This is a genomic window from Streptomyces sp. NBC_00076 (genome assembly GCF_045041235.1).
GTDB lineage: Bacteria > Actinomycetota > Actinomycetes > Streptomycetales > Streptomycetaceae > Streptomyces.
Genome location: NZ_CP108242.1, coordinates 2,687,675 through 2,710,833, shown reverse-complemented (window position 1 = coordinate 2,710,833; position 23,159 = coordinate 2,687,675). Strand labels below are relative to the sequence as shown.

The 23,159-nt window shown below is 72.2% G+C and carries 26 protein-coding genes and 1 pseudogene; 19 read left to right on the top strand and 8 right to left on the bottom strand.

The features are described 5' to 3' along the window. Positions 1 to 57: 57 nt before the first annotated feature. The 7 genes from OHA64_RS12400 to OHA64_RS12370 all read left to right on the top strand — a co-directional run bounded on the left by OHA64_RS12400 (position 58) and on the right by OHA64_RS12370 (position 4,739). Positions 58 to 222, top strand: coding sequence for a hypothetical protein (locus tag OHA64_RS12400; RefSeq protein WP_405612134.1), 165 nt, complete (start codon positions 58 to 60; stop codon positions 220 to 222). Then, positions 213 to 860: an imidazole glycerol phosphate synthase subunit HisH gene (gene hisH / locus OHA64_RS12395; RefSeq protein ID WP_405612132.1), complete on the top strand. Its 648-nt coding sequence runs from the start codon at positions 213 to 215 to the stop codon at positions 858 to 860. The genes OHA64_RS12400 and hisH overlap by 10 nt, the downstream gene beginning before the upstream one ends. Then, positions 860 to 1,609 (top strand): bifunctional 1-(5-phosphoribosyl)-5-((5-phosphoribosylamino)methylideneamino)imidazole-4-carboxamide isomerase/phosphoribosylanthranilate isomerase PriA, encoded by a 750-nt coding sequence (gene priA, locus OHA64_RS12390; protein WP_405612130.1) that lies wholly within the window; start codon positions 860 to 862, stop codon positions 1,607 to 1,609. The genes hisH and priA overlap by 1 nt, the downstream gene beginning before the upstream one ends. Further along, the gene (locus tag OHA64_RS12385) at positions 1,606 to 2,004 is read left to right on the top strand and encodes a RidA family protein (RefSeq protein WP_405612128.1); all 399 of its coding nucleotides are present in this window, start codon (positions 1,606 to 1,608) and stop codon (positions 2,002 to 2,004) included. Before priA ends, OHA64_RS12385 begins: the two co-directional genes overlap by 4 nt. After that, complete coding sequence (hisF, locus tag OHA64_RS12380; protein WP_405612126.1) at positions 2,001 to 2,756, top strand: imidazole glycerol phosphate synthase subunit HisF; 756 nt, start codon at positions 2,001 to 2,003, stop codon at positions 2,754 to 2,756. Before OHA64_RS12385 ends, hisF begins: the two co-directional genes overlap by 4 nt. Before the next feature lie 139 nt (positions 2,757 to 2,895). After that, a complete protein-coding gene (locus OHA64_RS12375; RefSeq protein WP_405612124.1) occupies positions 2,896 to 3,477 on the top strand; it encodes an ArsR/SmtB family transcription factor in 582 nt (193 codons plus the stop codon). Between the two features lie 14 nt (positions 3,478 to 3,491). Beyond that, positions 3,492 to 4,739, top strand: coding sequence for an MFS transporter (locus OHA64_RS12370; RefSeq protein ID WP_405612122.1), 1,248 nt, complete (start codon positions 3,492 to 3,494; stop codon positions 4,737 to 4,739). Between the two features lie 6 nt (positions 4,740 to 4,745). On the opposite strand, the gene OHA64_RS12365 is transcribed toward OHA64_RS12370, so the two are convergent. After that, positions 4,746 to 5,144: a VOC family protein gene (locus tag OHA64_RS12365; RefSeq protein ID WP_405612120.1), complete on the bottom strand. Its 399-nt coding sequence runs from the start codon at positions 5,142 to 5,144 to the stop codon at positions 4,746 to 4,748. A gap of 11 nt (positions 5,145 to 5,155) precedes the next feature. Beyond that, positions 5,156 to 5,791, bottom strand: a complete 636-nt coding sequence (locus OHA64_RS12360) for a TIGR03085 family metal-binding protein (RefSeq protein ID WP_405612118.1) — start codon at positions 5,789 to 5,791, stop codon at positions 5,156 to 5,158. Positions 5,792 to 5,874: 83 nt separating this feature from the next. Between OHA64_RS12360 and hisI the strand changes: the two genes are divergently transcribed. The 11 genes and pseudogenes from hisI to lgt all read left to right on the top strand — a co-directional run. Further along, on the top strand, positions 5,875 to 6,273 hold the full coding sequence (hisI, locus tag OHA64_RS12355; RefSeq protein ID WP_405612116.1) for a phosphoribosyl-AMP cyclohydrolase: 399 nt from the start codon (positions 5,875 to 5,877) through the stop codon (positions 6,271 to 6,273). An 11-nt stretch (positions 6,274 to 6,284) separates the two neighbouring features. Next, positions 6,285 to 7,772, top strand: coding sequence for an anthranilate synthase component I (locus OHA64_RS12350; protein WP_405612114.1), 1,488 nt, complete (start codon positions 6,285 to 6,287; stop codon positions 7,770 to 7,772). Between the two features lie 70 nt (positions 7,773 to 7,842). Then, positions 7,843 to 8,481, top strand: coding sequence for a TIGR02234 family membrane protein (locus tag OHA64_RS12345; RefSeq protein ID WP_405612112.1), 639 nt, complete (start codon positions 7,843 to 7,845; stop codon positions 8,479 to 8,481). 161 nt (positions 8,482 to 8,642) lie between these two features. Continuing rightward, on the top strand, positions 8,643 to 8,894 hold the full coding sequence (locus OHA64_RS12340) for an HGxxPAAW family protein (RefSeq protein WP_405612110.1): 252 nt from the start codon (positions 8,643 to 8,645) through the stop codon (positions 8,892 to 8,894). Between the two features lie 95 nt (positions 8,895 to 8,989). Further along, a complete protein-coding gene (locus OHA64_RS12335) occupies positions 8,990 to 9,445 on the top strand; it encodes a DUF2752 domain-containing protein (RefSeq protein ID WP_405612108.1) in 456 nt (151 codons plus the stop codon). A gap of 177 nt (positions 9,446 to 9,622) precedes the next feature. Then, complete coding sequence (trpC, locus tag OHA64_RS12330) at positions 9,623 to 10,432, top strand: indole-3-glycerol phosphate synthase TrpC (protein ID WP_405612106.1); 810 nt, start codon at positions 9,623 to 9,625, stop codon at positions 10,430 to 10,432. Positions 10,433 to 10,454: 22 nt separating this feature from the next. Beyond that, on the top strand, positions 10,455 to 10,622 hold the full coding sequence (gene trpM, locus OHA64_RS12325; RefSeq protein ID WP_189947481.1) for a tryptophan biosynthesis modulator TrpM: 168 nt from the start codon (positions 10,455 to 10,457) through the stop codon (positions 10,620 to 10,622). 131 nt (positions 10,623 to 10,753) lie between these two features. After that, positions 10,754 to 12,040 (top strand): tryptophan synthase subunit beta, encoded by a 1,287-nt coding sequence (gene trpB, locus OHA64_RS12320; RefSeq protein ID WP_405612104.1) that lies wholly within the window; start codon positions 10,754 to 10,756, stop codon positions 12,038 to 12,040. A gap of 14 nt (positions 12,041 to 12,054) precedes the next feature. Then, positions 12,055 to 12,873, top strand: a complete 819-nt coding sequence (gene trpA, locus OHA64_RS12315; protein WP_405612102.1) for a tryptophan synthase subunit alpha — start codon at positions 12,055 to 12,057, stop codon at positions 12,871 to 12,873. Positions 12,874 to 12,962: 89 nt separating this feature from the next. Beyond that, entirely contained in the window at positions 12,963 to 13,739 is a 777-nt protein-coding gene (locus OHA64_RS12310; protein WP_405612100.1) for a DsbA family protein, read from the top strand. 94 nt (positions 13,740 to 13,833) lie between these two features. Continuing rightward, positions 13,834 to 14,695: pseudogene (gene lgt, locus OHA64_RS12305) on the top strand (prolipoprotein diacylglyceryl transferase); the annotation flags it as partial. Positions 14,696 to 14,932: 237 nt separating this feature from the next. On the opposite strand, the gene OHA64_RS12300 reads toward lgt, so the two are convergent. Genes OHA64_RS12300 through OHA64_RS12275 form a run of 6 tightly spaced genes read right to left on the bottom strand, consistent with a single transcriptional unit; the run spans position 14,933 to position 22,004 of the window. After that, the gene (locus OHA64_RS12300) at positions 14,933 to 15,763 is read right to left on the bottom strand and encodes an HpcH/HpaI aldolase/citrate lyase family protein (RefSeq protein WP_405612098.1); all 831 of its coding nucleotides are present in this window, start codon (positions 15,761 to 15,763) and stop codon (positions 14,933 to 14,935) included. Further along, positions 15,760 to 16,977, bottom strand: coding sequence for a CaiB/BaiF CoA transferase family protein (locus OHA64_RS12295; RefSeq protein ID WP_405612096.1), 1,218 nt, complete (start codon positions 16,975 to 16,977; stop codon positions 15,760 to 15,762). The genes OHA64_RS12300 and OHA64_RS12295 overlap by 4 nt, the downstream gene beginning before the upstream one ends. Beyond that, on the bottom strand, positions 16,974 to 18,434 hold the full coding sequence (locus tag OHA64_RS12290; protein WP_405612094.1) for an ADP-ribosylglycohydrolase family protein: 1,461 nt from the start codon (positions 18,432 to 18,434) through the stop codon (positions 16,974 to 16,976). Before OHA64_RS12290 ends, OHA64_RS12295 begins: the two co-directional genes overlap by 4 nt. After that, positions 18,422 to 19,597, bottom strand: coding sequence for an ADP-ribosylglycohydrolase family protein (locus tag OHA64_RS12285; RefSeq protein ID WP_405612092.1), 1,176 nt, complete (start codon positions 19,595 to 19,597; stop codon positions 18,422 to 18,424). Before OHA64_RS12285 ends, OHA64_RS12290 begins: the two co-directional genes overlap by 13 nt. An 8-nt stretch (positions 19,598 to 19,605) precedes the next feature. After that, positions 19,606 to 20,895: an ADP-ribosylglycohydrolase family protein gene (locus tag OHA64_RS12280; protein ID WP_405612090.1), complete on the bottom strand. Its 1,290-nt coding sequence runs from the start codon at positions 20,893 to 20,895 to the stop codon at positions 19,606 to 19,608. Continuing rightward, complete coding sequence (locus OHA64_RS12275) at positions 20,892 to 22,004, bottom strand: ADP-ribosylglycohydrolase family protein (RefSeq protein WP_405612088.1); 1,113 nt, start codon at positions 22,002 to 22,004, stop codon at positions 20,892 to 20,894. Before OHA64_RS12275 ends, OHA64_RS12280 begins: the two co-directional genes overlap by 4 nt. Before the next feature lie 259 nt (positions 22,005 to 22,263). Between OHA64_RS12275 and OHA64_RS12270 the strand changes: the two genes are divergently transcribed. Continuing rightward, positions 22,264 to 22,995: a VIT1/CCC1 transporter family protein gene (locus tag OHA64_RS12270; protein WP_405612086.1), complete on the top strand. Its 732-nt coding sequence runs from the start codon at positions 22,264 to 22,266 to the stop codon at positions 22,993 to 22,995. Positions 22,996 to 23,159 lie beyond the last annotated feature (164 nt).

Below are 23,159 nucleotides of genomic sequence, written 5' to 3'. Positions count from 1 at the left end.
GAGGACGATGGCCGCACCTCTGCGCCGCGCGGGCGGAGAAGCGAACGGAGGGGCGCTGTGAACGGGCTGTCCACCATCCTGATCGTCTTCGGGCTCTTCCTCCTCGGCGGCGTCTACTCCTTCGTCAAGCAGAAGATGCCGAGGAACCTCATCGTGCTGGTCTCCATCGGCGCCGCGATGTGTCTCGTCGCCGGTGTCATGAGGCTGGAGGTGTGGAGTTGAGCTCATCCAAGAAGGTGGTCGTCTTCGACTACGGCTTCGGCAACGTCCGTTCCGCCGAGCGTGCCCTCGCGCGCGCGGGGGCCGACGTCGAGATCACGCGTGACTTCGACACGGCCATGAACGCGGACGGCCTGCTGGTGCCGGGTGTCGGTGCCTTCGCCGCGTGCATGAAGGGCCTGAAGGAGGCCCGCGGGGACTGGATCATCGACCGTCGCCTGTCCGGCGGCCGTCCGGTCATGGGCATCTGCGTCGGCATGCAGATCCTGTTCGCGCGCGGCATCGAGCACGGAGTGGAGACCGAGGGCATGGACGAGTGGCCCGGCTCGGTCGCGCCGCTGGAGGCCGACATCGTGCCCCACATGGGCTGGAACACCGTGGACGTGCCGGACGGCTCCGAGCTGTTCGCGGGCCTGGACGCGGACGCGCGCTTCTATTTCGTGCACTCCTACGCCGTGCACGACTGGAGCCTGGAGGTCGCGAACCCGGCGATGCGCGCCCCGCTGGTGACCTGGGCGACGCACGGCAAGCCGTTCGTGGCCGCCGTGGAGAACGGCGCCCTGTGGGCCACCCAGTTCCACCCCGAGAAGTCCGGCGACGCCGGAGCGCAGCTGCTGAACAACTGGATCGGAACCCTCTGATGTCTTCCACCCCCTCAGGACGGCTCGAACTTCTCCCCGCCGTGGATGTCCGTGACGGCCAGGCGGTCCGGCTCGTGCACGGCGAGTCCGGCTCGGAGACCTCGTACGGCTCCCCGCTGGAGGCCGCCCTGGCCTGGCAGCGCTCGGGCGCCGAGTGGCTGCACCTGGTCGACCTGGACGCCGCGTTCGGCACCGGTGACAATCGCGCCCTGATCGGCGAGGTCGCCGAGCGCATGAAGGACCTGCACGTCAAGGTGGAGCTGTCCGGCGGCATCCGCGACGACGCCACGCTGGCCGCCGCCCTGGCCACCGGCTGCGCCCGGGTCAATCTCGGCACCGCCGCCCTGGAGACGCCCCAGTGGGTCGCCAAGATCATCGCCGAGCACGGCGACCAGATTGCGGTCGGTCTCGACGTACGGGGGACGACCCTGCGCGGGCGCGGCTGGACCCGCGACGGAGGCGACCTCTACGAGACGCTGGAGCGGCTCGACAAGGAGGGCTGCGCGCGATACGTGGTGACCGACATCGCGAAGGACGGCACGCTGCAGGGCCCGAACCTGGAGCTGCTGAAGAACGTGTGCGCGGCGACGGACCGGCCGGTCGTCGCCTCCGGTGGCGTGTCGTCGCTGGACGACCTGCGGGCCATCGCCGAGCTGGTGCCCCTCGGTGTCGAGGGCGCCATCGTCGGTAAGGCCCTGTACGCGAAGGCGTTCACCCTCGAAGAGGCCTTGGAGGCGGTGGCCCGGTGAGCGAGCTGCGACGCGTTGCCACCGGAGCGCCCTGGGAGGAGACCTTCGGGTACTCCCGCGCGGTGGAACTGCCCAACGGCCTGGTGCTGGTCTCCGGCTGCACCTCGATCGTGGACGGCGAGATCGCCGGCGGCGGTCCGTACGAGCAGACGGTCAACGCCTTCAACGTCGCGTTCGCGGCGCTCGGGCAACTGGGGCTCGGCCGGGAGGACGTCGTGCGGACGCGGCTGTACCTCACCCACGCCCGGGACGTGGACGACGTCGGCAGGGCGCACAAGGAGCTGTTCGACGCCGTCCGACCGGCCGCGTCCATGATCATCGTCTCCGGCTTCGTGGACCCCAGCCTGGTCGTCGAGGTCGAGGTGGAGGCGTTCCGAGGAGAGGGCGCGGCATGACCCTTGCGGTACGAGTGATCCCCTGCCTGGACGTGGACAACGGACGGGTCGTCAAGGGCGTGAACTTCCAGAACCTGCGCGACGCGGGCGACCCCGTCGAGATGGCCAGGGTGTACGACAGCGAGGGCGCCGACGAGCTGACGTTCCTGGACATCACCGCCTCCTCGGGCAACCGTGAGACGACGTACGACGTGGTGCGCCGTACCGCCGAGCAGGTGTTCATCCCGCTGACGGTCGGCGGCGGTGTCCGGACCGCCGAGGACGTGGACAAGCTGCTGCGGGCGGGCGCCGACAAGGTGGGCGTCAACACGGCCGCGATCGCCCGTCCCGATCTCATCCGCGAGATCGCCGAGCGCTTCGGCCGTCAGGTGCTGGTGCTGTCGGTGGACGCGCGCCGTACCGGGTCGGGCTCCTTCGAGGTCACCACCCACGGCGGACGCAAGGGCACCGGCATCGACGCGGTCGAGTGGGCACACCGGGCCGCCGAGCTGGGCGCCGGGGAGATCCTGCTCAACTCGATGGACGCGGACGGCACCAAGGACGGCTACGACCTGGAGATGATCGCCGCCGTCCGCAAGCATGTGACGGTCCCGGTGATCGCCTCCGGCGGCGCGGGCAAGCCGGCGGACTTCCCGCCGGCCGTCGCGGCGGGCGCGGACGCGGTGCTCGCGGCGTCCGTGTTCCACTTCGGCGATCTGCGGATCGGGCAGGTCAAGGACGTGCTGCGGGAGTCGGGGCATCCGGTGAGGTGACGCTGCCGACTGATGTCGTCGGCGGCGATGTGAACCCCGGTCGCCTGAACGCGGCCGGGGTTTCTGCTTGAAGGGATGCGAAAGGGAAGTTGCGCAAAAAAGATTGTGCAACTTTTCCTTTCTGTCTACGGTGCCGAGCATGGCAGCCAAATGGAGAGACCGCCGGATCACCGACGTGGGAACGCTGAAGGCGCTCGCGCACCCGCTGCGGGCGCAGCTCTACCGACGGCTGATCATCGCGCGCTCGGCGACCGCCTCGCAGCTCGCCGACCAGGTGGACGAGGCCGTCTCACTGGTCAGCTACCACCTGCGCAAACTGGCCGAGCACGGCCTCATCGAGGAGACCGAGGCGCAGAGCGCGGACGGCCGGGAGCGGTGGTGGGAGCCGGCCTCGGACGGGGTCAGTATCCGCGACCAGGATTTCCGTGACGCCCCCGAGAAGGCCGCCGCCCACACCGCGGCCAGCAGGCTCTTCTTCGAGCAGCGCTCCGACCTGTACCGCCGCTACCTCGACGAGCGCGCCCACTGGAGCGACGCGTGGACGACGGCCTCCGACTCCTCCGAGTGGCTGCTCAGGCTCACGCCGGACGAACTGGCCGAGCTGTCGAAGGAGATGTGCGCCCTGGTGCGCAGGTACGAGGAACGCGGCCGTGCCGCCGACGACACCGAGGGCCGCGAGAACGTCGCGGTGCACACGTACGGCTTCCCGTTCCGCACCTGAGAGGACGCTCCGCTGTGACCGCCACGTCCGCGTCCCCCGTCGGCCTGGGTGACAGACCTGCCCATCGCGACCCCAACGTCCTGCGGTGGCTGGGCGCGTACGCCTCGTCGATGGCCGGCGACGGCGTCTACTACATCGCCCTGTCCTGGGCCGCCGTACAGGCGGGCACCCCCTCGCAGGCCGGACTGGTGATGTCGGTCAGCGCACTGCCACGCGCCGTACTGATGCTGGGCGGAGGCGTGATCGCCGACCGCTTCGGTCCGCGCCGGGTCGTCATCGGCAGCGACGCCGCCCGCTGCGCGGCCGTCCTCGCGGTGGCGGCGCTGCTGTTCCTCACCGGCCCGGGACTGTGGCCGCTGGCCGTGCTCGCCCTGGTCTTCGGCACTGTCGACGCCGTGTTCGTGCCGGCCGTGGGCGCGCTGCCCGCGCGTATCACCGGCAAGGGACAGCTCGCCCGGGTGCAGGGGATGCGGGGCCTGGCGTACCGGTTCGCCGTGATCGTCGGCGCCCCGCTCGGCGGTCTCGGCGTGGTGCTCGGGGGTGCGGGGGCCGCGTTCGGGCTCGCCGGGCTGTTGATCGCCGTGTCGGTGCCGCTGCTGATCTCCGTAAGGGTCAGGGAGCTGCCCCAGGACGCCACCGGGGCATCCGCCACCACCGCCTGGAGCGACCTGGTGGTCGGCCTCCGCTACATCCGCCGCCATCGCGTCCTCGCCCCGCTGACGCTCGCCATCGCCCTCGGCGACCTCGGCTTCGTCGCACCGCTCAACGTGGGCCTGACCCTGCTGGCCGACGAGCGCGGCTGGGGTGCCGCCGGGATGGGCTGGGTGCTCGCGGGGTTCGGTGTCGGTGCGGGGGCCGTCTCGCTCCTGCTGACCGTGCGGGGACGGCTGCCGCACGCCGGACAGGTCGCCGGTCACGCCCTCTTGGCGGGCTCCGTCGCCATCGGAGCTCTCGCCTACGTGCCCGGCGTCGTCGCGGCCGTCGGCACGGCGCTGCTCATCGGGCTGCTCGCCGGGCTCAGCGGAGCCATGTGCAACGCCCTGCTGCAGACCCACGCCGACCCCGCCTTCCTCGGCCGGGTCACCGCGGTCACCAGCCTCGTCAGTCTCGGTCTGGCCCCGCTGAGCATGCCCGTGTCCGCCGCGGCGATCGGGGCCTGGGGCACCGGCCCCGTGTTCGTCGTCAGCGCCGGGGTGTGCGGGCTGGGCGGCGTGGTCGCGCTGTGCGTCGGGGACCTGCGCCGCGCCGAACTGCCCCGCTGACCCTCGTCAGTCCTTCGGCTGCGCCAACTGCACCAGATTCCCCACCGTGTCGTCGAGCACCGCCATGATCACCGGCCCCTGCTCCTGCGGGCCCTGCACGAACTCGACCCCCAGCTTCCGCAGCCGCTCGTACTCCGCCTCGATGTCGTCGACGGAGAACACGATGCAGGGCAGGCCCGCCTCGCGGACCGCCTTGCGGTACGGGTCGGCGATGGGCCCCTGGCCGGGCTCCAGCAGCAGCTGAAGGTCCTGCTGGGCCCCCTGAGGAGCGCCCACCGTGACGAACAGCGTGCCGCCGCCGAGGTCCATGTGGACGCGGGTCTCGAAGCCCAGGACCTCCGTGTAGAAGGCGTGGGCCTTGGAGACGTCGTCGACGTACACGCTCGTCATCGCGACCTTGATCATGACCGGCCCTCTCAGATCCCGAGTTGCTTTCCGCCGTGCAGCTTGGTGATCGCGTCCTTCTCCCCGTCCAGCTCCACCTTGGCGGCGTCGTGCCGGCCGTACAGGAACAGCAGCAGCTCCGACGGCTCCCCGGTCGCCGTCACGACCGGAGTGCCCCGGTTGGCGACCGCCGTACGGCCGTCCGCGCGTCGCAGGACCAGGCCGGTCGGGACGCCGCGGCCCATCAGACGGGCGGTCCGCTCCAGACGCGACCACAGGGCGTCCTGGAAGACGGGGTCGAGCTCGCGCGGCGTCCAGCCCTGCTGGGCCCGGCGGACGTCCTCGGTGTGGACGTAGTACTCGATCGTGTTCGACGCCTCGTCCAGTTGCTTGAGCTGGAAGGGCGAGAAACGCGGCGGGCCGGTCCGGATCAGCTGGATCAGTTCCTCGTACGGCTTGGCGGCGAACTCCTCCATCACCTTGTCCAGGCGGGACGCGAGCTGTTTGATCAGGATCCCGCCGGCGGCGTCCGGGCGGCGCTCGCGCACCACCACGTGCGCGGCCAGATCCCGGGTCTGCCAGCCCTCGCAGAGGGTCGGGGCCTCGGGACCCGCGGTTTCCAAGAGGTCGGCGAGCAGGAGCCGTTCACGCTTGGCGAAAGTGGACATGGTGTCAGCCTACGACCGCCCACCGGGTCCGCCCAGTGGACGCACCACCGTCACGGTCAGTGGCGCGCGGCACAATGGCCACCATGACCAGCACGCCCGCGCCCAGCACCCTTGACCCCGAGATCGCCGCGCGCCTCAAGCGCAGCGCCGACGGCCTCCTGCCCGCCATCGCCCAGCAGTACGACTCCGGAGAGGTGCTGATGCTCGGCTGGATGGACGACGAGGCGCTGCACCGCACCCTCACCACCGGCCGCTGCACCTACTGGTCCCGCAGCCGCCGGGAGTACTGGGTCAAGGGCGACACCTCCGGCCACTTCCAGTGGGTCAAGTCCGTCGCCCTCGACTGCGACGCCGACACCGTGCTGGTCAAGGTCGACCAGGTGGGCGCCGCCTGCCACACCGGCGCCCGCACCTGCTTCGACGAGGACGTCCTCAAGGCCGTCGAGGGCGCCGATTCCGACGCGCCGTCGTCGGCTCAGTAAGGTCAGCCGCCATGGACCTCGACACGTTCCGCAAGCTGGCCGTCGACCGCCGGGTCATCCCCGTCACCCGCAAGCTCCTCGCCGACGGCGACACCCCGGTCGCGCTCTACCGCAAGCTCGCCGCCGAGCGCCCCGGCACGTTCCTGCTGGAGTCCGCGGAGAACGGCCGCACAGCTTTCCAGTGGTCCCGCTACTCCTTCGTGGGCGTCCGCAGCGCCGCCACCCTCACCGCGCGCGACGGCCAGGCCCACTGGCTCGGCACCCCACCCGTCGGCGTCCCCGTCGACGGCGACCCCCTCGCCGCCCTGCGCGCCACCATCGAGGCCCTGCACACCCCCCACCAGGAAGGCCTGCCGCCCTTCACCGGCGGCATGGTGGGCTACCTCGGCTACGACATCGTGCGCCGCCTGGAGAAGATCGGCCCCGGCGAGCGGGACGACCTGCGGCTGCCGGAGCTGACCATGCTCCTCACCAGCGACCTGGCCGTGATGGACCACTGGGAGGGCTCGGTCCTGCTGATCGCCAACGCGATCAACCACAACGACCTCGCCACGGGTGTCGACGAGGCGTACCACGACGCGGTGGCCCGCCTGGACGCCATGGAGGCCGACCTCTCGCGGCCGGTGGCCCAGCCCCCGGCCGTCCTGCCGCCCTCCGAACTCCCCGAGTACACGGCCTTGTGGGGCGGCCCCGACTTCCAGGAGGCCGTCGAGGACGTCAAGGAGCGCATCCGCGCGGGCGAGGCCTTCCAGGTCGTCCCCTCCCAGCGCTTCGAAACGCCCTGCACCGCGAGCGCGCTGGACGTCTACCGGGTCCTCAGGGCGACCAACCCGTCGCCATACATGTACCTGCTTCGTCTCGACGGCTTCGACATCGTCGGATCCAGCCCGGAAGCCCTGGTGAAGGTCGAGGACGGGCAGGCGATGGTCCACCCCATCGCCGGCACCCGGCACCGCGGGGCCACCCCGCAGGAGGACCAGGCCCTCGCCGACGAACTGCTGGCGGACCCCAAGGAGCGCGCCGAGCACCTCATGCTCGTCGACCTGGGGCGCAACGACCTGGGACGGGTCTGCGAGCCGGGCTCGGTCGAGGTCGTCGACTTCATGTCCGTCGAGCGGTACTCGCACGTCATGCACATCGTCTCGACGGTCACCGGCAAGGTCGCCGGGGGCCGTACCGCCTTCGACGTGCTCACGGCCTGCTTCCCGGCGGGCACACTCTCCGGCGCGCCCAAGCCCCGCGCGATGCAGATCATCGACGAGCTGGAGCCCTCCCGGCGCGGCCTGTACGGCGGCTGCGTGGGCTATCTGGACTTCGCCGGCGACTCCGACACCGCCATCGCCATCCGCACGGCCCTGCTGCGCGACGGCACCGCGTACGTCCAGGCGGGCGCGGGCATCGTCGCCGACTCCGACCCGGTCGCCGAGGACCAGGAGTGCCGCAACAAGGCGGCGGCGGTGCTGCGCGCGGTGCACACGGCCAACCGGCTGGGCAAGTAGGGCGCATCGCCGACAATGGGGCGCTTCTCACTCGGCCCCGGGTGACCGTTCGCCCGGGGTTCAGGCGATAGTGGGGTACGTGACTGCTGTACCGCACCCTCGTTCCGAAGCCGCAGGCCCCGCCCGGGCCGGCCGCCGAAGCCTTGCCATAGCTCTGCTGTCCGGCGCGCTCGGCGCGGCCGTGGCGCTGCTGGCCACCCGACAGCAGTGGTCGCAGGGCACCGCGACGGTGGCCGGCGGCGACTTCCCGCTGACCGCCACCGGCAGCGACGTCACCGGCGTCCCCGCGGCCCTCGCCATAGTGGGCCTCGCCGCGCTCGTCGCCGTCTTCGCCGTCCGCAGGACCGGCCGCTTCGCCGTGGCCGCCCTGCTCGCGCTCTCCGGCGCCGGCACGATCGCCGCGGCCCTGCTCGGCGCGTCCGACACCTCCGCGCTCGACGAGAAGGCCGCGGAGGCCTCCGGGGACACCTCGGCCACCGTGGACTCGCTGACCCACACGGCCTGGCCGTATGTCGCGGCCGTCGGCGGCCTCCTGCTCCTCCTCGCCGGGCTGCTCGCCCTGCGCTACGGCCGCCTGTGGCCCGCGATGTCCGGCCGCTACGAACGCTCGGGCGCTCCCCGCCCCCGCCGTACGGCCGTCGTCGACCCCGACCGGCCCGAGGAGCTGTGGAAGGCCCTCGACCGGGGCGAGGACCCCACCGGGGCGTAGGTCCCGATCCGCCCGGACACCGACGGGGTCCGCCCCGACAGCACGGGCGTCCGGCGGCCGGGCACGCGAGGGCGACCCCCGAACAGCCCGCACGCGGGCGTACGGGATGATGGACCGTGAGCGTCCGGCTCAGACACGTACACAGCAACGAGGAGCAAGTCATGGCGGGCAGCAGCCACGGTCACACCCCGGCCGCCTGGACCGGTGTCACGATCGTCATCATCGGTTTCTGCGTGGCGGGCGCCTTCATGGTGCTGGCCCAGCCGGCGGGCTTCTGGGCCGGTATGGCGATCACGGTCCTCGGCGGCGTGGTCGGCTGGATCATGAGCGCGATGGGCCTGGGCATGCCGAAGCAGGCCCACCCGGTGCACAGCGGCGCCGAGCAGCGCGAGCCGGCCGGCGTGGAGAGCTGAAGACCGACGGCGCGACAAGCGCGCTCGTGGAGGGGCGACCCGGCGGTGCCGTCGGGGCCGCCCCTCCCGCGCGTGCACGGCCGGGGCGCGGCACAATGCCTGACGTGAACGCCGACAGCCAGCACAGGGCGACAGGGGCACCCTCCGACGCCGGGAGCATGGTGGGTCGGCTGGCGGTGCCCGTGGGGATCCTCGCCGCGGTCGCCGGAGCCTTCGCGTACGTGGGGACCGTGGACCCCAATCAGCCCGGCCACTACCCCGTCTGCCCGCTGCTGCGCTACACCGGCCTGTACTGCCCGGGCTGCGGCGGGTTGCGCAGCGCGCACGCCTTCGTCCACGGGGACTTCCTGACGGCGCTGCACGACAACGCCGCGGCCGTCCTGGGCTATCTGGGGTTCGCCGTCCTGTGGACCGTCTGGGTGGCGCACGCGGTGCGCGGACGCCCGCTGCGGATCGATCCCGCTCCGGCGCTCGTCTGGACCCTGGGCGCGTTGCTGCTGGTCTTCTCGGTTGTCCGGAACCTGCCGTTCGGTGGCTGGCTCCACCCTTGATCAATTGGCGGAGGTCCAGGTAGTGGGACCGACGTCAACCGGATGTGAGGCCTACGCCTTCCTCCGGATACCATCGCAGTGACCATCGGTTTTCTTCTCGCCCGCACCCGATGGGGCGGGCCGGTGGCGAAAGCCGAACCGCTTGAACAGTCAACCGTCTGGAAGGGGGCCGCTCGCGTGAGTGTGCTCGACGAGATCATCGACGGAGTCCGTGCCGACCTCGCGGAGCGGCAGGCGCGCGTCAGCCTCGACGAGCTCAAGGATCGCGCGGCGAAGGCCCCCGCCGTCAAGGACGGGGTGGCCGCCCTGCGCGGCGACGGCGTCAAGGTGATCTGCGAGGTCAAGCGCTCCAGCCCGTCCAAGGGCGCGCTGGCCGCGATCGCCGACCCGGCCGGGCTCGCCGCGGACTACGAGGCGGGCGGCGCGGCCGTCATCTCCGTCCTGACCGAACAGCGCCGCTTCGGCGGCTCGCTGGCCGACCTGGAGGCGGTGCGCGCGCGGGTGGACATCCCCGTACTGCGCAAGGACTTCATCGTCACCTCCTACCAGCTCTGGGAGGCCCGGGCCTACGGCGCCGACCTCGCGCTGCTGATCGTCGCGGCCCTCGAGCAGTCGGCCCTGGAGTCCCTCATCGAGCGCGCGGTGTCCATCGGGCTCACCCCCCTCGTCGAGGTGCACGACGAGGACGAGATCGAGCGTGCGGTGGACGCGGGCGCGAAGGTGATCGGCGTCAACGCCCGCAACCTGAAGACGCTGGACGTCGACCGCGGCACCTTCGAGCGGATCGCTCCGGAGATCCCCGCCCACATCGTCAAGATCGCCGAGTCGGGTGTCCGCGGCCCGCACGACCTCATCGCGTACGCCAACGCCGGCGCCGACGCGGTCCTGGTCGGCGAGTCCCTGGTCACCGGCAAGGACCCGAAGACCGCGGTCTCCGACCTGGTCGCGGCCGGCGAACACCCCGCACTGCGGCACGGGCGCGGTTGATTCCCGAGTAGGGTTGGCGCCGATGACTCTCACTGTGACGACCGTGGACCGGTACGCCCGCCTCGCGCGTGGCTGCCGTCCCCGAGGCTGCCGTGCGCCGGCACGTCGGGTGCACGGGCGGAGGGTCCGGTACGTCATCGGTGACGAACCCGGTCAGGTGAACGGCCGTCGATGGCAGCGCGCCCTTTAGGGGCGCGGGGGCAGTTCTGAATGTGCGGCTCTGCCGTGTGGGCGCGACAAGCCACACGCGGCTCGCGGCCGACTGACCACCCCGCCCCCACGGCGATTCGGTATGTCCCAAACTCACCGTGAGGTTTCCGCATGCCCAGCGAGTTCTTCATCCCCGACCCCGAGGGTCGGATCCCCAGCGCCGACGGCTACTTCGGCGCGTTCGGCGGCAAGTTCATCCCGGAGGCACTCGTCGCCGCCGTGGACGAGGTCGCCGTCGAGTACGACAAGGCCAAGCACGACCCCGAGTTCGCCCGCGAGCTCGACGACCTGCTCGTGCACTACACCGGCCGGCCCAGCTCCCTCACCGAGGTCCCGCGGTTCGCCGAACACGCCGGTGGCGCCCGGGTGTTCCTCAAGCGCGAGGACCTCAACCACACCGGCTCGCACAAGATCAACAACGTGCTCGGCCAGGCCCTGCTCACCAAGCGCATGGGCAAGACCCGTGTCATCGCCGAGACCGGCGCCGGCCAGCACGGTGTCGCGACGGCCACCGCCTGTGCGCTGTTCGGCCTCGAGTGCACCATCTACATGGGCGAGATCGACACCCAGCGGCAGGCGCTGAACGTGGCCCGGATGCGCATGCTCGGCGCCGAGGTCATCGCCGTGAAGTCCGGCAGCCGCACGCTGAAGGACGCGATCAACGAGGCGTTCCGTGACTGGGTCGCCAACGTCGACCGCACCCACTACCTGTTCGGCACCGTGGCGGGACCGCACCCCTTCCCCGCCATGGTCCGCGACTTCCACCGGGTGATCGGCGTCGAGGCGCGGCGCCAGCTGCTGGAGCAGGCCGGACGGCTGCCCGACGCCGCCGTGGCCTGCGTCGGCGGCGGCTCCAACGCCATCGGTCTGTTCCACGCCTTCATCCCGGACGAGGGCGTCCGCCTGATCGGCTGCGAACCCGCCGGGCACGGCGTCGAGACCGGCGAGCACGCGGCCACGCTCACCGCGGGCGAGCCGGGCATCCTGCACGGCTCGCGCTCCTACGTCCTCCAGGACGAGGAGGGCCAGATCACCGAGCCGTACTCGATCTCGGCGGGTCTGGACTACCCGGGCATCGGACCCGAGCACTCCTACCTCAAGGACATCGGCCGCGGCGAGTACCGCGCGGTCACCGACGACGCGGCCATGCAGGCGCTGCGTCTGCTGTCGCGCACCGAGGGCATCATCCCGGCCATCGAGAGCGCCCACGCGCTGGCCGGCGCCCTGGAGGTCGGCCGGGAGCTGGGCGGGGCCGGCCTGATCGTGGTCAACCTGTCCGGCCGCGGCGACAAGGACATGGACACCGCCGCCCGCTACTTCGGCCTGTACGACACCGACGCCGAGGTCGCCGCTGACGCGGACAACGACACCGCGGAGATCGAGGGGGACGTCAAGTGAGCGGGACCGCATCCATGGGTGGAAAGCGTCAGCTGCTCTCAGACACCCTCGCCGCCTCCAGGGCGGAGGGGCGTTCCGCGCTCATCGCCTACCTCCCGGCCGGGTTCCCGACCGTGGACGGGGGCATCGAGGCGATCAAGGCCGTCTTCGACGGCGGCGCCGACATCGTCGAGGTGGGTCTGCCGCACAGCGACCCCGTCCTCGACGGACCGGTCATCCAGACCGCCGACGACATCGCCCTGCGCGGCGGCGTCAAGATCGCCGACGTCATGCGGACCGTCAGGGAGGCCCACGAGGCGACCGGGAAGCCGGTGCTCGTGATGACGTACTGGAACCCCATCGACCGCTACGGCGTCGAGCGCTTCACCGCCGAACTCGCGGACGCGGGCGGGGCGGGCTGCATCCTGCCCGACCTGCCCGTGCAGGAGTCGGCGCTGTGGAGGGAGCACGCGGAGAAGCACGGCCTCGCGACCGTCTTCGTGGTGGCGCCCAGCAGCAAGGACGAACGGCTCGCCAAGATCACCGCGGCGGGCAGTGGGTTCGTCTACGCCGCCTCGCTGATGGGGGTCACCGGCACTCGCGCGTCGGTCGGCGCGCAGGCGCAGGACCTGGTCGAGCGCACCCGGGCCACGGGCACCGACCTGCCGGTCTGTGTCGGCCTCGGGGTCTCCGACGCCGGGCAGGCCGCCGAGGTGGCCGGATTCGCCGACGGCGTGATCGTCGGCTCGGCCTTCGTCAAGCGGATGCTGGACGCGCCGGACGACGCGGCCGGTGTCGAGGCGGTCCGCGCGCTTGCCGGGGAGCTCGCCCAGGGCGTGCGCGGAAAGGCGTAACAAGTCGGGACATGTCGTACGGGTCACTCGAACGGGTGGACCTGGGACCGGGGAGGCGCGGTGCGCCTCCCCGGTTCGTTCTGCGGGATGTGAGCGAGAAGAATCGAGCGAGAAAAGGCACCGCCCGGGAGCGTCTGGCGGTCGAGCGTGAGAAGCAGAAGTCCGCGGAGAGGCGCCGCCGGGTCCTGATCGTGGGCGCGAGCGTGGTCTGCGTCCTCGGGCTCGCGGCGGTGATCGGTGTCGTCGCGGCCAACGCGGGCAAGGACGACGGCAGCAAGGACGCGGGCCCGCTCGTGGTGCCCTCGGGAGCACAGGGCAAGGACGGCCTCGCCATCCCGGTCGGCAAGGAGAGCGCCAAGTCGACGCTCACGGTCTGGGAGGACTTCCGCTGCCCGGCCTGCAAGGCCTTCGAGACGGCGTACCGGCCCGCCATCCACGAGCTGACCGACGCCGGGAAGCTGAAGGCGGAGTACCACCTGGCGACGATCATCGACGGCAACCTGGGCGGCACCGGATCCCGCAACGCGGCCAACGCCGCGGCCTGCGCGCAGGACCTCGGAAAGTTCCCCGCCTACCACGACGTGCTCTACGACAGCCAGCCCGCCGAGACCGACGACGGCTACGCCGACAACGGCAGGCTCATCGAGCTGGCCGCGAAGGTCGACGGTCTCGACACGCCCGCGTTCCGCACATGTGTCGAGAAGGGGACGCACAACAGCTGGGTCGACAAGTCCGCGGCGGCCTTCCGCAAGGGCGGCTTCAGCGGCACGCCGACGGTGCTTCTCAACGGCAAGAACATCTACCAGGACCGGACGATGACCCCGGCGAAGCTGAAGCAACTGGTGAAGCAGGCCGACAAGGGATAAGCGGCGCCGGAGGGCTTCACCACCCGCCTGTTATGGACCCGTAGCCGGGCTGCCTGCCGTGCGCGCGGCCCGGCAGGGTAGCGTCGACCTTGCCATGGAACTTGCCTTCATTCCCAGCCCGTCACGCGGGGTGCTGCATCTCGGCCCCATTCCGCTGCGCGGCTACGCGTTCTGCATCATCATCGGCGTCTTCGTAGCCGTCTGGCTCGGCAACCGGCGCTGGGTCGCCCGGGGCGGCCAGGTCGGCACGGTGGCCGACATCGCGGTCTGGGCCGTGCCGTTCGGTCTGGTCGGCGGCCGGCTCTACCACGTGATCACGGACTACGAGCTGTACTTCAGCTCGGGCCGTGACTGGGTGGACGCCTTCAAGATCTGGGAGGGCGGCCTCGGCATCTGGGGCGCGATCGCGCTCGGCGCGGTGGGCGCGTGGATCGGCTGCCGGCGCCGGGGCATCCCGCTGCCGGCGTGGGCCGACGCCCTCGCCCCCGGTATCGCCGTCGCGCAGGCGATCGGCCGCTGGGGCAACTGGTTCAACCAGGAGCTGTACGGGAAGCCCACCGACCTGCCATGGGCGCTGAAGATCACGTCGACGGCGGACGGACGGGTGCCGGGCACCTACCACCCGACGTTCCTGTACGAGTCGCTGTGGTGCCTCGGTGTCGCGGCGCTGGTGATCTGGGCGGACCGCCGCTTCAAGCTCGGACACGGGCGGGCCTTCGCGCTGTACGTCGCGGCGTACTGCGTGGGCCGGTTCTGGATCGAGTACATGCGCATCGACGACGCCCACCACATCCTGGGTCTGCGGCTGAACAACTGGACCGCGCTGGTCGTGTTCGTTCTCGCGGTGGTGTACATCGTGCTGTCGCAGAAGAAGCGGCCGGGGCGGGAGGCCGTCGTGGAGCCGGGTGTCTCCGACGGTACGGCCGACGGCGCGGACTCCGGGGACCTTGCGGACGGCGCGGACGGTGCCTCCGGTGATGGTGATGAGGCCGAAGCCGACGCGAAGAGCGACGAGAACGCGGACGCCGAAGCCGGCCCCGACACGGATGCCGCCCCGGACAAGGACGCGGATGCCGACGCCGACGCGGGTGTGAAGAACGAGGCCGAGTCGGCGAAGAAGAGCTGACGTCACGTCGTACGACGATGAGGGCGCCCTGGGATTCCGGGGCGCCCTCATCGTGTGTGGGCGGTGGTCAGGTCCGGCGGGCCAGTGACAGGGTGCGGTGCGCCGCCGACACCACCGCCGCGTCGATGAACCTGCCGTCCGGCAACGCCTGGGCGCCCGGGTCCGCGGTCGCCGCCTTGATGATCATCTCCGCTTCCTCGATCTCCCGCTGTGTGGGCAGGTAGGCCCGCTCGATGACCGGGAGCTGGCGGGGGTGGATGGCGGCGCGGCCGAGGAAGCCCAGGGTGCGGCCGTGGGCACAGGAGGCCGCGAGGCCCTCCAGGTCGCCGATGTCGGGGTGGACGGACTGGGACGGCGGGGGCAGACCCGCCGCCCGTGCGGCCACGACCACCCGGGAGCGGGACCAGTCGAGGCCCGCGTCCTCACGTACGCCCAGGTCGGCGCGGAGGTCCGCCTCGCCGAGGGCGATTCCGCGCAGGGCGGCGTGGCAGGAGGCGATCGCGTGGGCCCGCTCGATGCCCAGGGCCGACTCCAGGAGGGCGTACAGCGGGAGTGCGCCGCCGTCGGCGGGGGCCGTGTCCTCGGCGACGCGGACGATCTGCTCGGGGGAGGTCACCTTGGGCAGGCGCAGTCCGCGCACGCCCGGGAGGGCGGCGACCGCCTTCAGGTCCGCGTCGGCGCCGGGTGTGCCGAGCGCGTTCACGCGGACGTGGACGGGGAACGGCTGCGGTTCGGTGAGGAGTTCGGCGGTGGCCGCGCGGGCGTAGTCCTTGCGGTCGGGGGCGACCGCGTCCTCCAGGTCGACCACGACCACGTCGGCGCCCGCGGTGAGGGCCTTCGCGACGACCTGCGGACGGTCGCCGGGGGCGTACAGCCAGGTGAGCGGGGGCGCTGTCATACGGCGCCCGCCTCGCGCAGGGCGGCCAGTTCCGCTTCGGTCAGGCCCAGTTCGGTGAGAACCTCCGTCGTGTCCGCGCCGTGCGGCCGGCCCGCCCAGCGGATCGCGCCGGGCGTGGCGGACAGCCGGAAGAGGACGTTCTGCATGCGCAGCGGGCCCAGTTCGGGGTCGTCGACCGTGGTGACGGTGTCCAGGGCCTGGTACTGCGGGTCGGTCATCACGTCCCGGACGTCCTGGATCGGGGCGACGGCCGCCTCCGCCTTCTCGAACGCCGCCAGGACGTCGGTGCGGGTGCGGGCGGCGATCCAGGTGCCGACCGCCTCGTCGAGGACGTCGGCGTGGGCGGCCCGGCCGGCGCCCGTCTCGAACCACGGTTCGTCGATCAGTTCCGGGCGGCCCACCAGCCGCATCACCCGCTCGGCGATCGACTGGGCGGAGGTGGAGACGGCGACCCAGGTGCCGTCCGCCGTGCGGTACGTGTTGCGCGGGGCGTTGTTCTGGGAGCGGTTGCCGGTGCGGGGCTGGACGTGGCCGAGCTGGTCGTACCAGGTCGGCTGTGGGCCCAGCACGGTCAGGATCGGTTCGATGATCGCCATGTCGACGACCTGGCCTTCGCCCGTGCGGTCGCGGGCGGCGAGGGCCGTCATGACGGCGTAGGCGGTGGCGAGGCCCGCGATGGAGTCGGCGAGGCCGAAGGGCGGGAGTGTCGGGGGAGCGTCCGGTTCGCCGGTGATCGCGGCGAAGCCGCTCATCGCCTCGGCGAGGGTGCCGAAGCCGGGGCGGTGGGCGGCGGGGCCGAACTGGCCGAAGCCGGTGACCCGGGTGAGGACCAGGCGCGGGTTGGCGGCGGACAGTTCCTCCCAGCCGAGGTCCCACTTCTCCAGGGTGCCGGGGCGGAAGTTCTCGATGACGACGTCAGCGGTGGCGGCCAGGCGCAGGAGGGTGGCGCGGCCGCCGGGGGTGGAGAGGTCGAGGGTGATGGTGCGCTTGTTGCGGGCGAGGAGTTTCCACCACAGGCCCACGCCGTTCTTCGACGGGCCGTGCCCCCGGGACGGGTCGGGTCTGGTGGGGTGCTCGATCTTGATGACCTCCGCACCGAAGTCACCGAGCATGGTGGCGGCCAGCGGGCCCGCGAAGAGAGTGGCGAGGTCGAGGACACGGAGACCGGTGAGAGGGCTCTGGGGCTTGACGTGCTCCGCGGCGATGGGAGTCATGGGCGGGGTGCCTCCGGGCGGGTGAGCGTGCGGGTGAGCTGGGCGAGCGTGTCGAAGCCGATGCCGTTGAAGTCGCCGATGGTGGTGGACAGACGGTTCTTCAGCGGGGCCGTCCAGCGGTCGGGCAGGGCGCAGGGGGTGCCGGCGAGGAGAGCGGCGACGCTGCCCGCGGTGGCGCCGTTGGAGTCGGTGTCCCAACCGCCGGACACGGCACGGCAGATGGAGCCCGTGAAGTCGCCGTCCGCGTGGGTGAGGGCGGCGGCGATCAGCGCCGTGTTGGGGACGGCGTGGACCCAGTGGGTGTGCGCGTGGGCGGCGTGGAGTGCGTCGACGACGATGTCGAAGTCCTGCTGGCCGCCCGCCAGTTCGAGGGCGTGGTGGACGGCTCGGGCCAGGCGGGAGGCCGGGGGGACCACGGTGAGGCCGGTGCGCAGCGCGGTGTGGATGTCGGTGGTGCCGGTGGCCGCGCGGGCGATGGTGGCCGCGATGAACATCGGTGCGTAGACGCCGTTGGCGGTGTGGGTGAGGGTGGCGTCCCGGTGGGCCTGTTCGGCCGCGGCGGCCGGGTCGCCGGGGTTGGTCCAGCCGTGGACGTCGGCGCGGATCAGGGCGCCGATCCATTCGCGGAAGGGGTTGTGGTGGCGGGCGGTGTGCGGGGGTTCCAGGCCGGTGAGGAGGTTGCGGTAGGCGACGCGTTCCGCGGTGAAGGTGCGGCCGGCGGGGAGTTCGTCGAGCCAGAGGGCCGCCACGTCGCTGGTGGTGAAGGTTTTTCCGTGGCGTCGCAGCAGGAGGAGGTTGAGGAGGGGGTAGTTGAGGTCGTCGTCCTCGGGCATGCCGTCGATGTTCTCGGCGAGGGAGGTGGCGGCCGAGCGGCGGTTCCAAGGGTGTGCCATCAGCAGGGCGGCGGGGACTCCTCGCGCTGTGAAGTACCTGGTCAGGGGCCAGTTTCCAGCGGATTCGGCCAGTTGGCGGATGGCTGCCAGAGGGAGTTTCTCGACGGGTTTGCCCAGGAGACAGCCGACGGCTCGGCCCAGCCAGGCGGCTTCCAGGCGGGCCCGGGTGGGGGCGGTGGGCCGGGCGGTGACATGGGTGTCGGGATGGGTGGAGGGTTGGGCCGAGACGTGGTCGGTGGCGTGGGCGTCGGGATGGGCGCGGCCGCGTCCGCCGGCCTCGCTCGGCCAGTCCGGGCACAGGGACTTGATCCGGTCCAGGTCCGTCGGCTCCCGGTCCGCCAAGGGGCTGGGCAGGTCCGCCAGTTCGTCCAGGAGATCCACTGCCAGGCTGCGCAGACCGCGGGAGACGCGGCAGGGGGAGGCGCCCGCCGTCTCCGGGGCCTGTCGGCCTCCGGCCGCCTTCCAGCGGGACGCGATCGCCGAGGGTTCACGGCCGTCCTGGGTCGCCTGACGGAGTTCGTGGCCGAGGAGGTCCTCCGGCTGGACCCAGGTCAGGCGGAGCACCCGGTGCCTCCGAGGAGGGTGAGTGCCTGCTCGTGGGTGCGGCGTCGGCGTACGTCCCGTTCGAAGATCTCCCGGGTGACGGCCGTCAGGGTGGCCGCCGGCGCCCACAGGTCCAGACGGCTCGCCTCCGAGACCTGTTTCGACCAGTCCTCCGGGACCGGGGAGCCCAGGGCGCCCGCCAGCGCGCCGGCCATCGTCGCGATGGAGTCGCAGTCGCGGCCGTAGTTCACCGCGCCGAGGACCGCGTGCCGGTAGTCGCCGCCGGAGACCAGCAACATGCCCAGCGCGATGGGGAGTTCCTCGATGGCGTGCAGACGCGACGGGCGCCGGGCGCCCAGCGAGGGTGCCCGGTAGTCGGGGCCCACCGTGTCGTAGGGCGCGACCGCCTCGCGGAGCGGGCCCAGCGCCGACTCGAAGTCCGTGTGGTGGGACGCGGCTTCGCAGACCTTCTCGATCGCCTCCCGGGTGCCGTCCTTCGCCAGGGACAGACAGGCGGCGACGACCGAGTCGGGGCCGGCGCCCGGTGTGGTCGCCGCGGCCACCGCCGCCGCGAGGACGGCCGCCGCCTCCCGGCCGTACGACGACTGGTGGGCGCCCGCGATGTCCAGGGCCTCCGTGTAGGCGGCCGGGGGGTTGGCCGCGTTGACCAGGCCGACCGGGGCCATGTACATCGCGGCACCGCAGTTGACGATGTTGCCGACGCCGGCCTCGCGCGGGTCGACATGGCCGTAGTGGAGCCTCGCCACCAGCCACTTCTCCGCGAGGAAGACACGGTGCAGGGGAAGGGCCTCCGCCTCCAGCTCCGGGATCCAGCGCGGGGTGGTCATCAGGTCGGGGACCAGGTGCTCCGCGATCGCGTACGCGTCCAGGTGGTCGCGGACCTGGGCGTAGACCCGTACCAGTGCGTGCGTCATCAACGTGTCGTCGGTGACGTGGCCGTCGCCCTTGTGGTACGGCGCGATGGGGCGGGCGGTGCGCCAGGTGTCGCCGTTCCAGGGGCCGACGACGCCGTGGACGCGGCCGGCGTGGCGTTCCAGGATCTGCGCGGGGGAGTAGCCCTCGACGGGACCGCCCAGCGCGTCGCCGACGGCCGCGCCGACCAGGGCGCCGGCGATGCGCTCGTCCAGGCTCACTTCTCGACTTTCTTCAGTTTTGGGCGTCATGTTCTGAATCATCCCTCTGGTGGGGCTGGTTGTGCGGCTTCCAGGAGTTCGGCGAGTTCCACCAGGTCCGTGCCGGTGAGCCGGGGCAGTGCGCAGCCGGAGAGGGTGCGGCAGGCGGCGCGCCAGGAGGCGGGGATCGACGCGCCGCCGCCCAGGGCGCCGGTGAGGGCGCCGGCCAGGGCGGGGGCCGAGTCGGCGACCCGGGAGAGGCAGGCCGCCGCGGGTACCGCTTCCGCGATCCGGCCGTTCGCGGCGGTGGCCAGGGCGAGGGCGACCGGGACTGTCTCGGCGGCGGCGATGCCGTAGCTGTAGACGTGGTCGACGATCTGGTGTTCCAGCAGGGGGATCAGGGCGAAGGTGCTTTCGGCGTCACGGGCCAGCGTGAGGGCGTGGCGGGCGTTGCGGCCGATCTCCGTGGACTCGGGGAGCTCCGCGAGGGCGGCGGTCGTGCAGGTGTGGACGTCGGCTCCGGCCAGGGCCAGGGCGAGGGCCGCCGACATCGCCCTGGCGCCGTGCACGCCGTCGCCGTCCTGGGTGTAGCGGGCGTCGAACTCGGCCAGGTCGGCGGCGAGTCGGGGGTCGCCGGGGTGGGCCACGGCGAGGACGCACGCCCGGACGCAGGCCGCGTCGTCGAAGTAGTGCGGGTTGTCGTGGCCGGTGGCGGGCGGGCGCAGGCCGGCGGCGAGGTTGCCGAGGCCGGCGCGGACCGAGATGCGGGCGCGGAGGGGGAGGACCGCGGACTCGATCTCGGGGGCGCGGTTCGCGGCGGCGGCCACCTCGCTCGCCACGGCGTTCCAGGTGAGGTCGATCGCGGCGCGGGTGCGTCGCTGTCGGCTCAGGTCGCCGAGGGCGCTGTCGTCGCCGGCCCGCAGCAGGGCCTCCGCGGCGAAGGCCGCCCACTCGGCGTCGTCGGACGGACCGAGACGCAGGGGCTCCGGCGCCTGGTTGAGGGCGATGGGGACGGGCAGGGTCGTGGTCGCGTTCTGTTCGGCGAAGGTGTCGAGTTCGCGGGTGAGGCGGCGGGTCCAGTCGGGCATGCGGGCGGCTCGATGGCGGGCGGCGGGCCAGCCGGCGGCGTCGCCTGCGGCCAGGCCGAGCAGGAGGCCTTCGATGCGGCGGCTTGTGATGTGAACGGCCTCGGCTTCGCCTTCGGCCTCTTTGTTCCCACCCGCACCAACCGTGCCGCTTTCGTTGTCGGGTGCGGGTGGCCCCGGTGGTGGGTCCTCGCCGTCGGCGGCCGCGGGTTCGGTCGTGCCCAGGGTGAGCGTCGTCTCGTCCCAGGGGGCGGGGGGTGTCATGAGGCGACCTCTGTCTCGCCGTGCGCCCGCAAGGGCAGGGTGGGCGGCAGCGAGGTGTCGGCTCGTCCCGCATCCTCGCTCGGTACGAATCCGCCGGCGCCCCACCGGCCGTCCTCGCCCGGCGTCAGCAGTTCCGCCACGTCCAGGACGTGGTGGCCCGCCATCGACGGCAGGCAGCTGCCCCGGGCCGGGCCGATGGCCGAGGCCCAGTCGGCCGGGATCGCGGAGGCGCCGCGGGTGGCGCCGGCCAGGGCGCCCGCCACCGCCGCCGTGGTGTCGGCGTCGCGGCCCATGTTGACGGCGGTCAGTACCGCCTGGACGAAGTCGCCGTCGGCCGACGCGTAGGCCCCGAAGGCGAGGGCGACCGCCTCGGGGGCCAGGTCGGTCCAGGGGTAGCCGCCGATGACCACGGCGGAGCGGACCGCGCGTTCGCCTCGGTGGGCCACGGTCACGGCACGCCGCAGTGAGCGGGCCGTCCAGGAGTCGTCGGGGACGACCGCCAGAGCCGAGGCGACCACCGCGATGACCGAGGCGCCCGCCATCGCCGCCGCGACCCCTGCCGCCACCGCCTGGCCGCCGTAGATGCCCTCGCCGTCGTGGCTCACCGAGCCGTCGATCGCGACCAGGCGGGCGGCCTCGGCGGGGCGGCCCGCGGCGAACACGCCGAAGGGGGCGGCACGCATGGCGAGGCCGTCGCTCCAGGCGTGGCGGTGCTGGGCGGAGATGGGGGCGGCCAGGCCCCGGCGCAGGTTCTCCAGAGTGCCGCGTTCGCTGAAGCCCGCGCCCCGGAAGGGGCCTTCCGCGCGGTCCGCGATCCACAGGTGCCAGGCCCCCTCCACATGGGCCGGGGTGAGCGCGGAGCCGTGCCGGGCCAGGAGGAGGCCGGAGAAGATCGCGTACTCGGTGTCGTCCGTGCCCGCGGGGGTGTCGGTGACGTAGCCCGTGATACGGCCCCAGCGGGCGCGGATCTCGGAGGGCTTCATGTTCTCCGCGGGGGCTCCGAGGGCGTCCCCGACGGCCAGGCCGAGCAGCGCGCCGCGGGCCCGCTCGCGGAGGTCGGCGGCGTTCCCGGGCGCCGGGCTCGAGGGAATGCAGGCGATGGATGCCATCCGCGGCCTCCTCCGACGGGGGTCTCGCACAGGGCGCGAAACCCTTTGCGGATGTGTCCCACCCAAGTGGTTCGCCGGAGCCTAGGAGGCTTCATCATCACCCGGTCGACATCTGTGCGGTACCTCTATCGAATGAGCGTCCGAGGGCAAAGCCGCAGGTTAGCCGAGCCTTTCCTTGCTGGTGGGCGGGAATGTCGAAGCGTAGTGTGTGCGTTGTCAAAAAGTGGAATCAGTCCAAAAAAGCTTCTGGGGGACCGGAATGGCGCTCATCGAAACCGAGGCCGCGCTGCACGAGGCGCACCGCGACAATCACACGCACCGGGACGTCAACGGTGGCTGGCTGCGCCCCGCCGTCTTCGGCGCGATGGACGGCCTGGTCTCCAATCTCGCCCTGATGACCGGTGTCGCGGGCGGTTCGGTCGGGCACCAGACCATCGTCATCACCGGCCTCGCGGGACTCGCAGCCGGCGCCTTCTCCATGGCCGCCGGCGAGTACACCTCGGTCGCCTCGCAGCGCGAGCTCGTCGAGGCCGAGCTGGAGGTGGAGCGCGGGGAGCTGAGGAAGCATCCCGCTGACGAGGAGGCCGAGCTCGCCGCCCTGTACGAGGGGCGGGGGGTCGAGCGCGGGCTGGCGCGTGAGGTGGCCCGGCAGTTGTCCCGCGATCCCGAGCAGGCGCTGGAGATACACGCACGGGAGGAACTCGGGATAGACCCCGGCGACCTGCCGTCGCCGCTGGTCGCCGCCCTGTCGTCGTTCGGGGCGTTCGCGCTGGGTGCCCTGCTGCCCGTGCTGCCGTATCTGCTCGGCGCCACCGTTCTGTGGCCCGCCGTACTGCTCGCGCTCCTGGGGCTGTTCGCGTGCGGTGCCGTCGTGGCCAGGGTGACCGCGCGAACCTGGTGGTTCAGCGGGCTGCGGCAGCTCGCTCTCGGGGGTGCGGCGGCCGGTGTGACGTACGCCCTGGGCAGTCTGTTCGGAACGGCCGTAGGATAGTTCGGCTACAAGTTATGCGTTGGGCCGCATAAGTAGCCGTTACTCGCTGGTTTCGAATGCTTAACCACCGGGCATGAGCCGTAAGCGCTGTGGGCAATGACGCCTGCGGCGCACTCGCGGGGTGGGCGACGTCGCCCCCTCCGCCCCCTGGGCCGACGGACACT

What these genes read in the sequence shown, in the direction of transcription:
- OHA64_RS12375 (WP_405612124.1), top strand. Translation starts at nt 2,896, where the DNA reads ATGGCAGCCAAATGGAGAGACCGCCGGATCACCGACGTGGGAACGCTG.
- OHA64_RS12280 (WP_405612090.1), bottom strand. Translation starts at nt 20,895, where the DNA reads ATGACACCCCCCGCCCCCTGGGACGAGACGACGCTCACCCTGGGCACG.
- OHA64_RS12340 (WP_405612110.1), top strand. Translation starts at nt 8,643, where the DNA reads ATGGCGGGCAGCAGCCACGGTCACACCCCGGCCGCCTGGACCGGTGTC.
- OHA64_RS12275 (WP_405612088.1), bottom strand. Translation starts at nt 22,004, where the DNA reads ATGGCATCCATCGCCTGCATTCCCTCGAGCCCGGCGCCCGGGAACGCC.
- trpB (WP_405612104.1), top strand. Translation starts at nt 10,754, where the DNA reads ATGCCCAGCGAGTTCTTCATCCCCGACCCCGAGGGTCGGATCCCCAGC.
- OHA64_RS12300 (WP_405612098.1), bottom strand. Translation starts at nt 15,763, where the DNA reads ATGACAGCGCCCCCGCTCACCTGGCTGTACGCCCCCGGCGACCGTCCG.
- priA (WP_405612130.1), top strand. Translation starts at nt 860, where the DNA reads ATGTCTTCCACCCCCTCAGGACGGCTCGAACTTCTCCCCGCCGTGGAT.
- hisI (WP_405612116.1), top strand. Translation starts at nt 5,875, where the DNA reads ATGACCAGCACGCCCGCGCCCAGCACCCTTGACCCCGAGATCGCCGCG.
- OHA64_RS12350 (WP_405612114.1), top strand. Translation starts at nt 6,285, where the DNA reads ATGGACCTCGACACGTTCCGCAAGCTGGCCGTCGACCGCCGGGTCATC.
- trpA (WP_405612102.1), top strand. Translation starts at nt 12,055, where the DNA reads ATGGGTGGAAAGCGTCAGCTGCTCTCAGACACCCTCGCCGCCTCCAGG.
- OHA64_RS12285 (WP_405612092.1), bottom strand. Translation starts at nt 19,597, where the DNA reads ATGACGCCCAAAACTGAAGAAAGTCGAGAAGTGAGCCTGGACGAGCGC.
- OHA64_RS12335 (WP_405612108.1), top strand. Translation starts at nt 8,990, where the DNA reads ATGCCTGACGTGAACGCCGACAGCCAGCACAGGGCGACAGGGGCACCC.
- OHA64_RS12295 (WP_405612096.1), bottom strand. Translation starts at nt 16,977, where the DNA reads ATGACTCCCATCGCCGCGGAGCACGTCAAGCCCCAGAGCCCTCTCACC.
- OHA64_RS12270 (WP_405612086.1), top strand. Translation starts at nt 22,264, where the DNA reads ATGGCGCTCATCGAAACCGAGGCCGCGCTGCACGAGGCGCACCGCGAC.
- trpM (WP_189947481.1), top strand. Translation starts at nt 10,455, where the DNA reads ATGACTCTCACTGTGACGACCGTGGACCGGTACGCCCGCCTCGCGCGT.
- OHA64_RS12365 (WP_405612120.1), bottom strand. Translation starts at nt 5,144, where the DNA reads ATGATCAAGGTCGCGATGACGAGCGTGTACGTCGACGACGTCTCCAAG.
- OHA64_RS12360 (WP_405612118.1), bottom strand. Translation starts at nt 5,791, where the DNA reads ATGTCCACTTTCGCCAAGCGTGAACGGCTCCTGCTCGCCGACCTCTTG.
- hisF (WP_405612126.1), top strand. Translation starts at nt 2,001, where the DNA reads ATGACCCTTGCGGTACGAGTGATCCCCTGCCTGGACGTGGACAACGGA.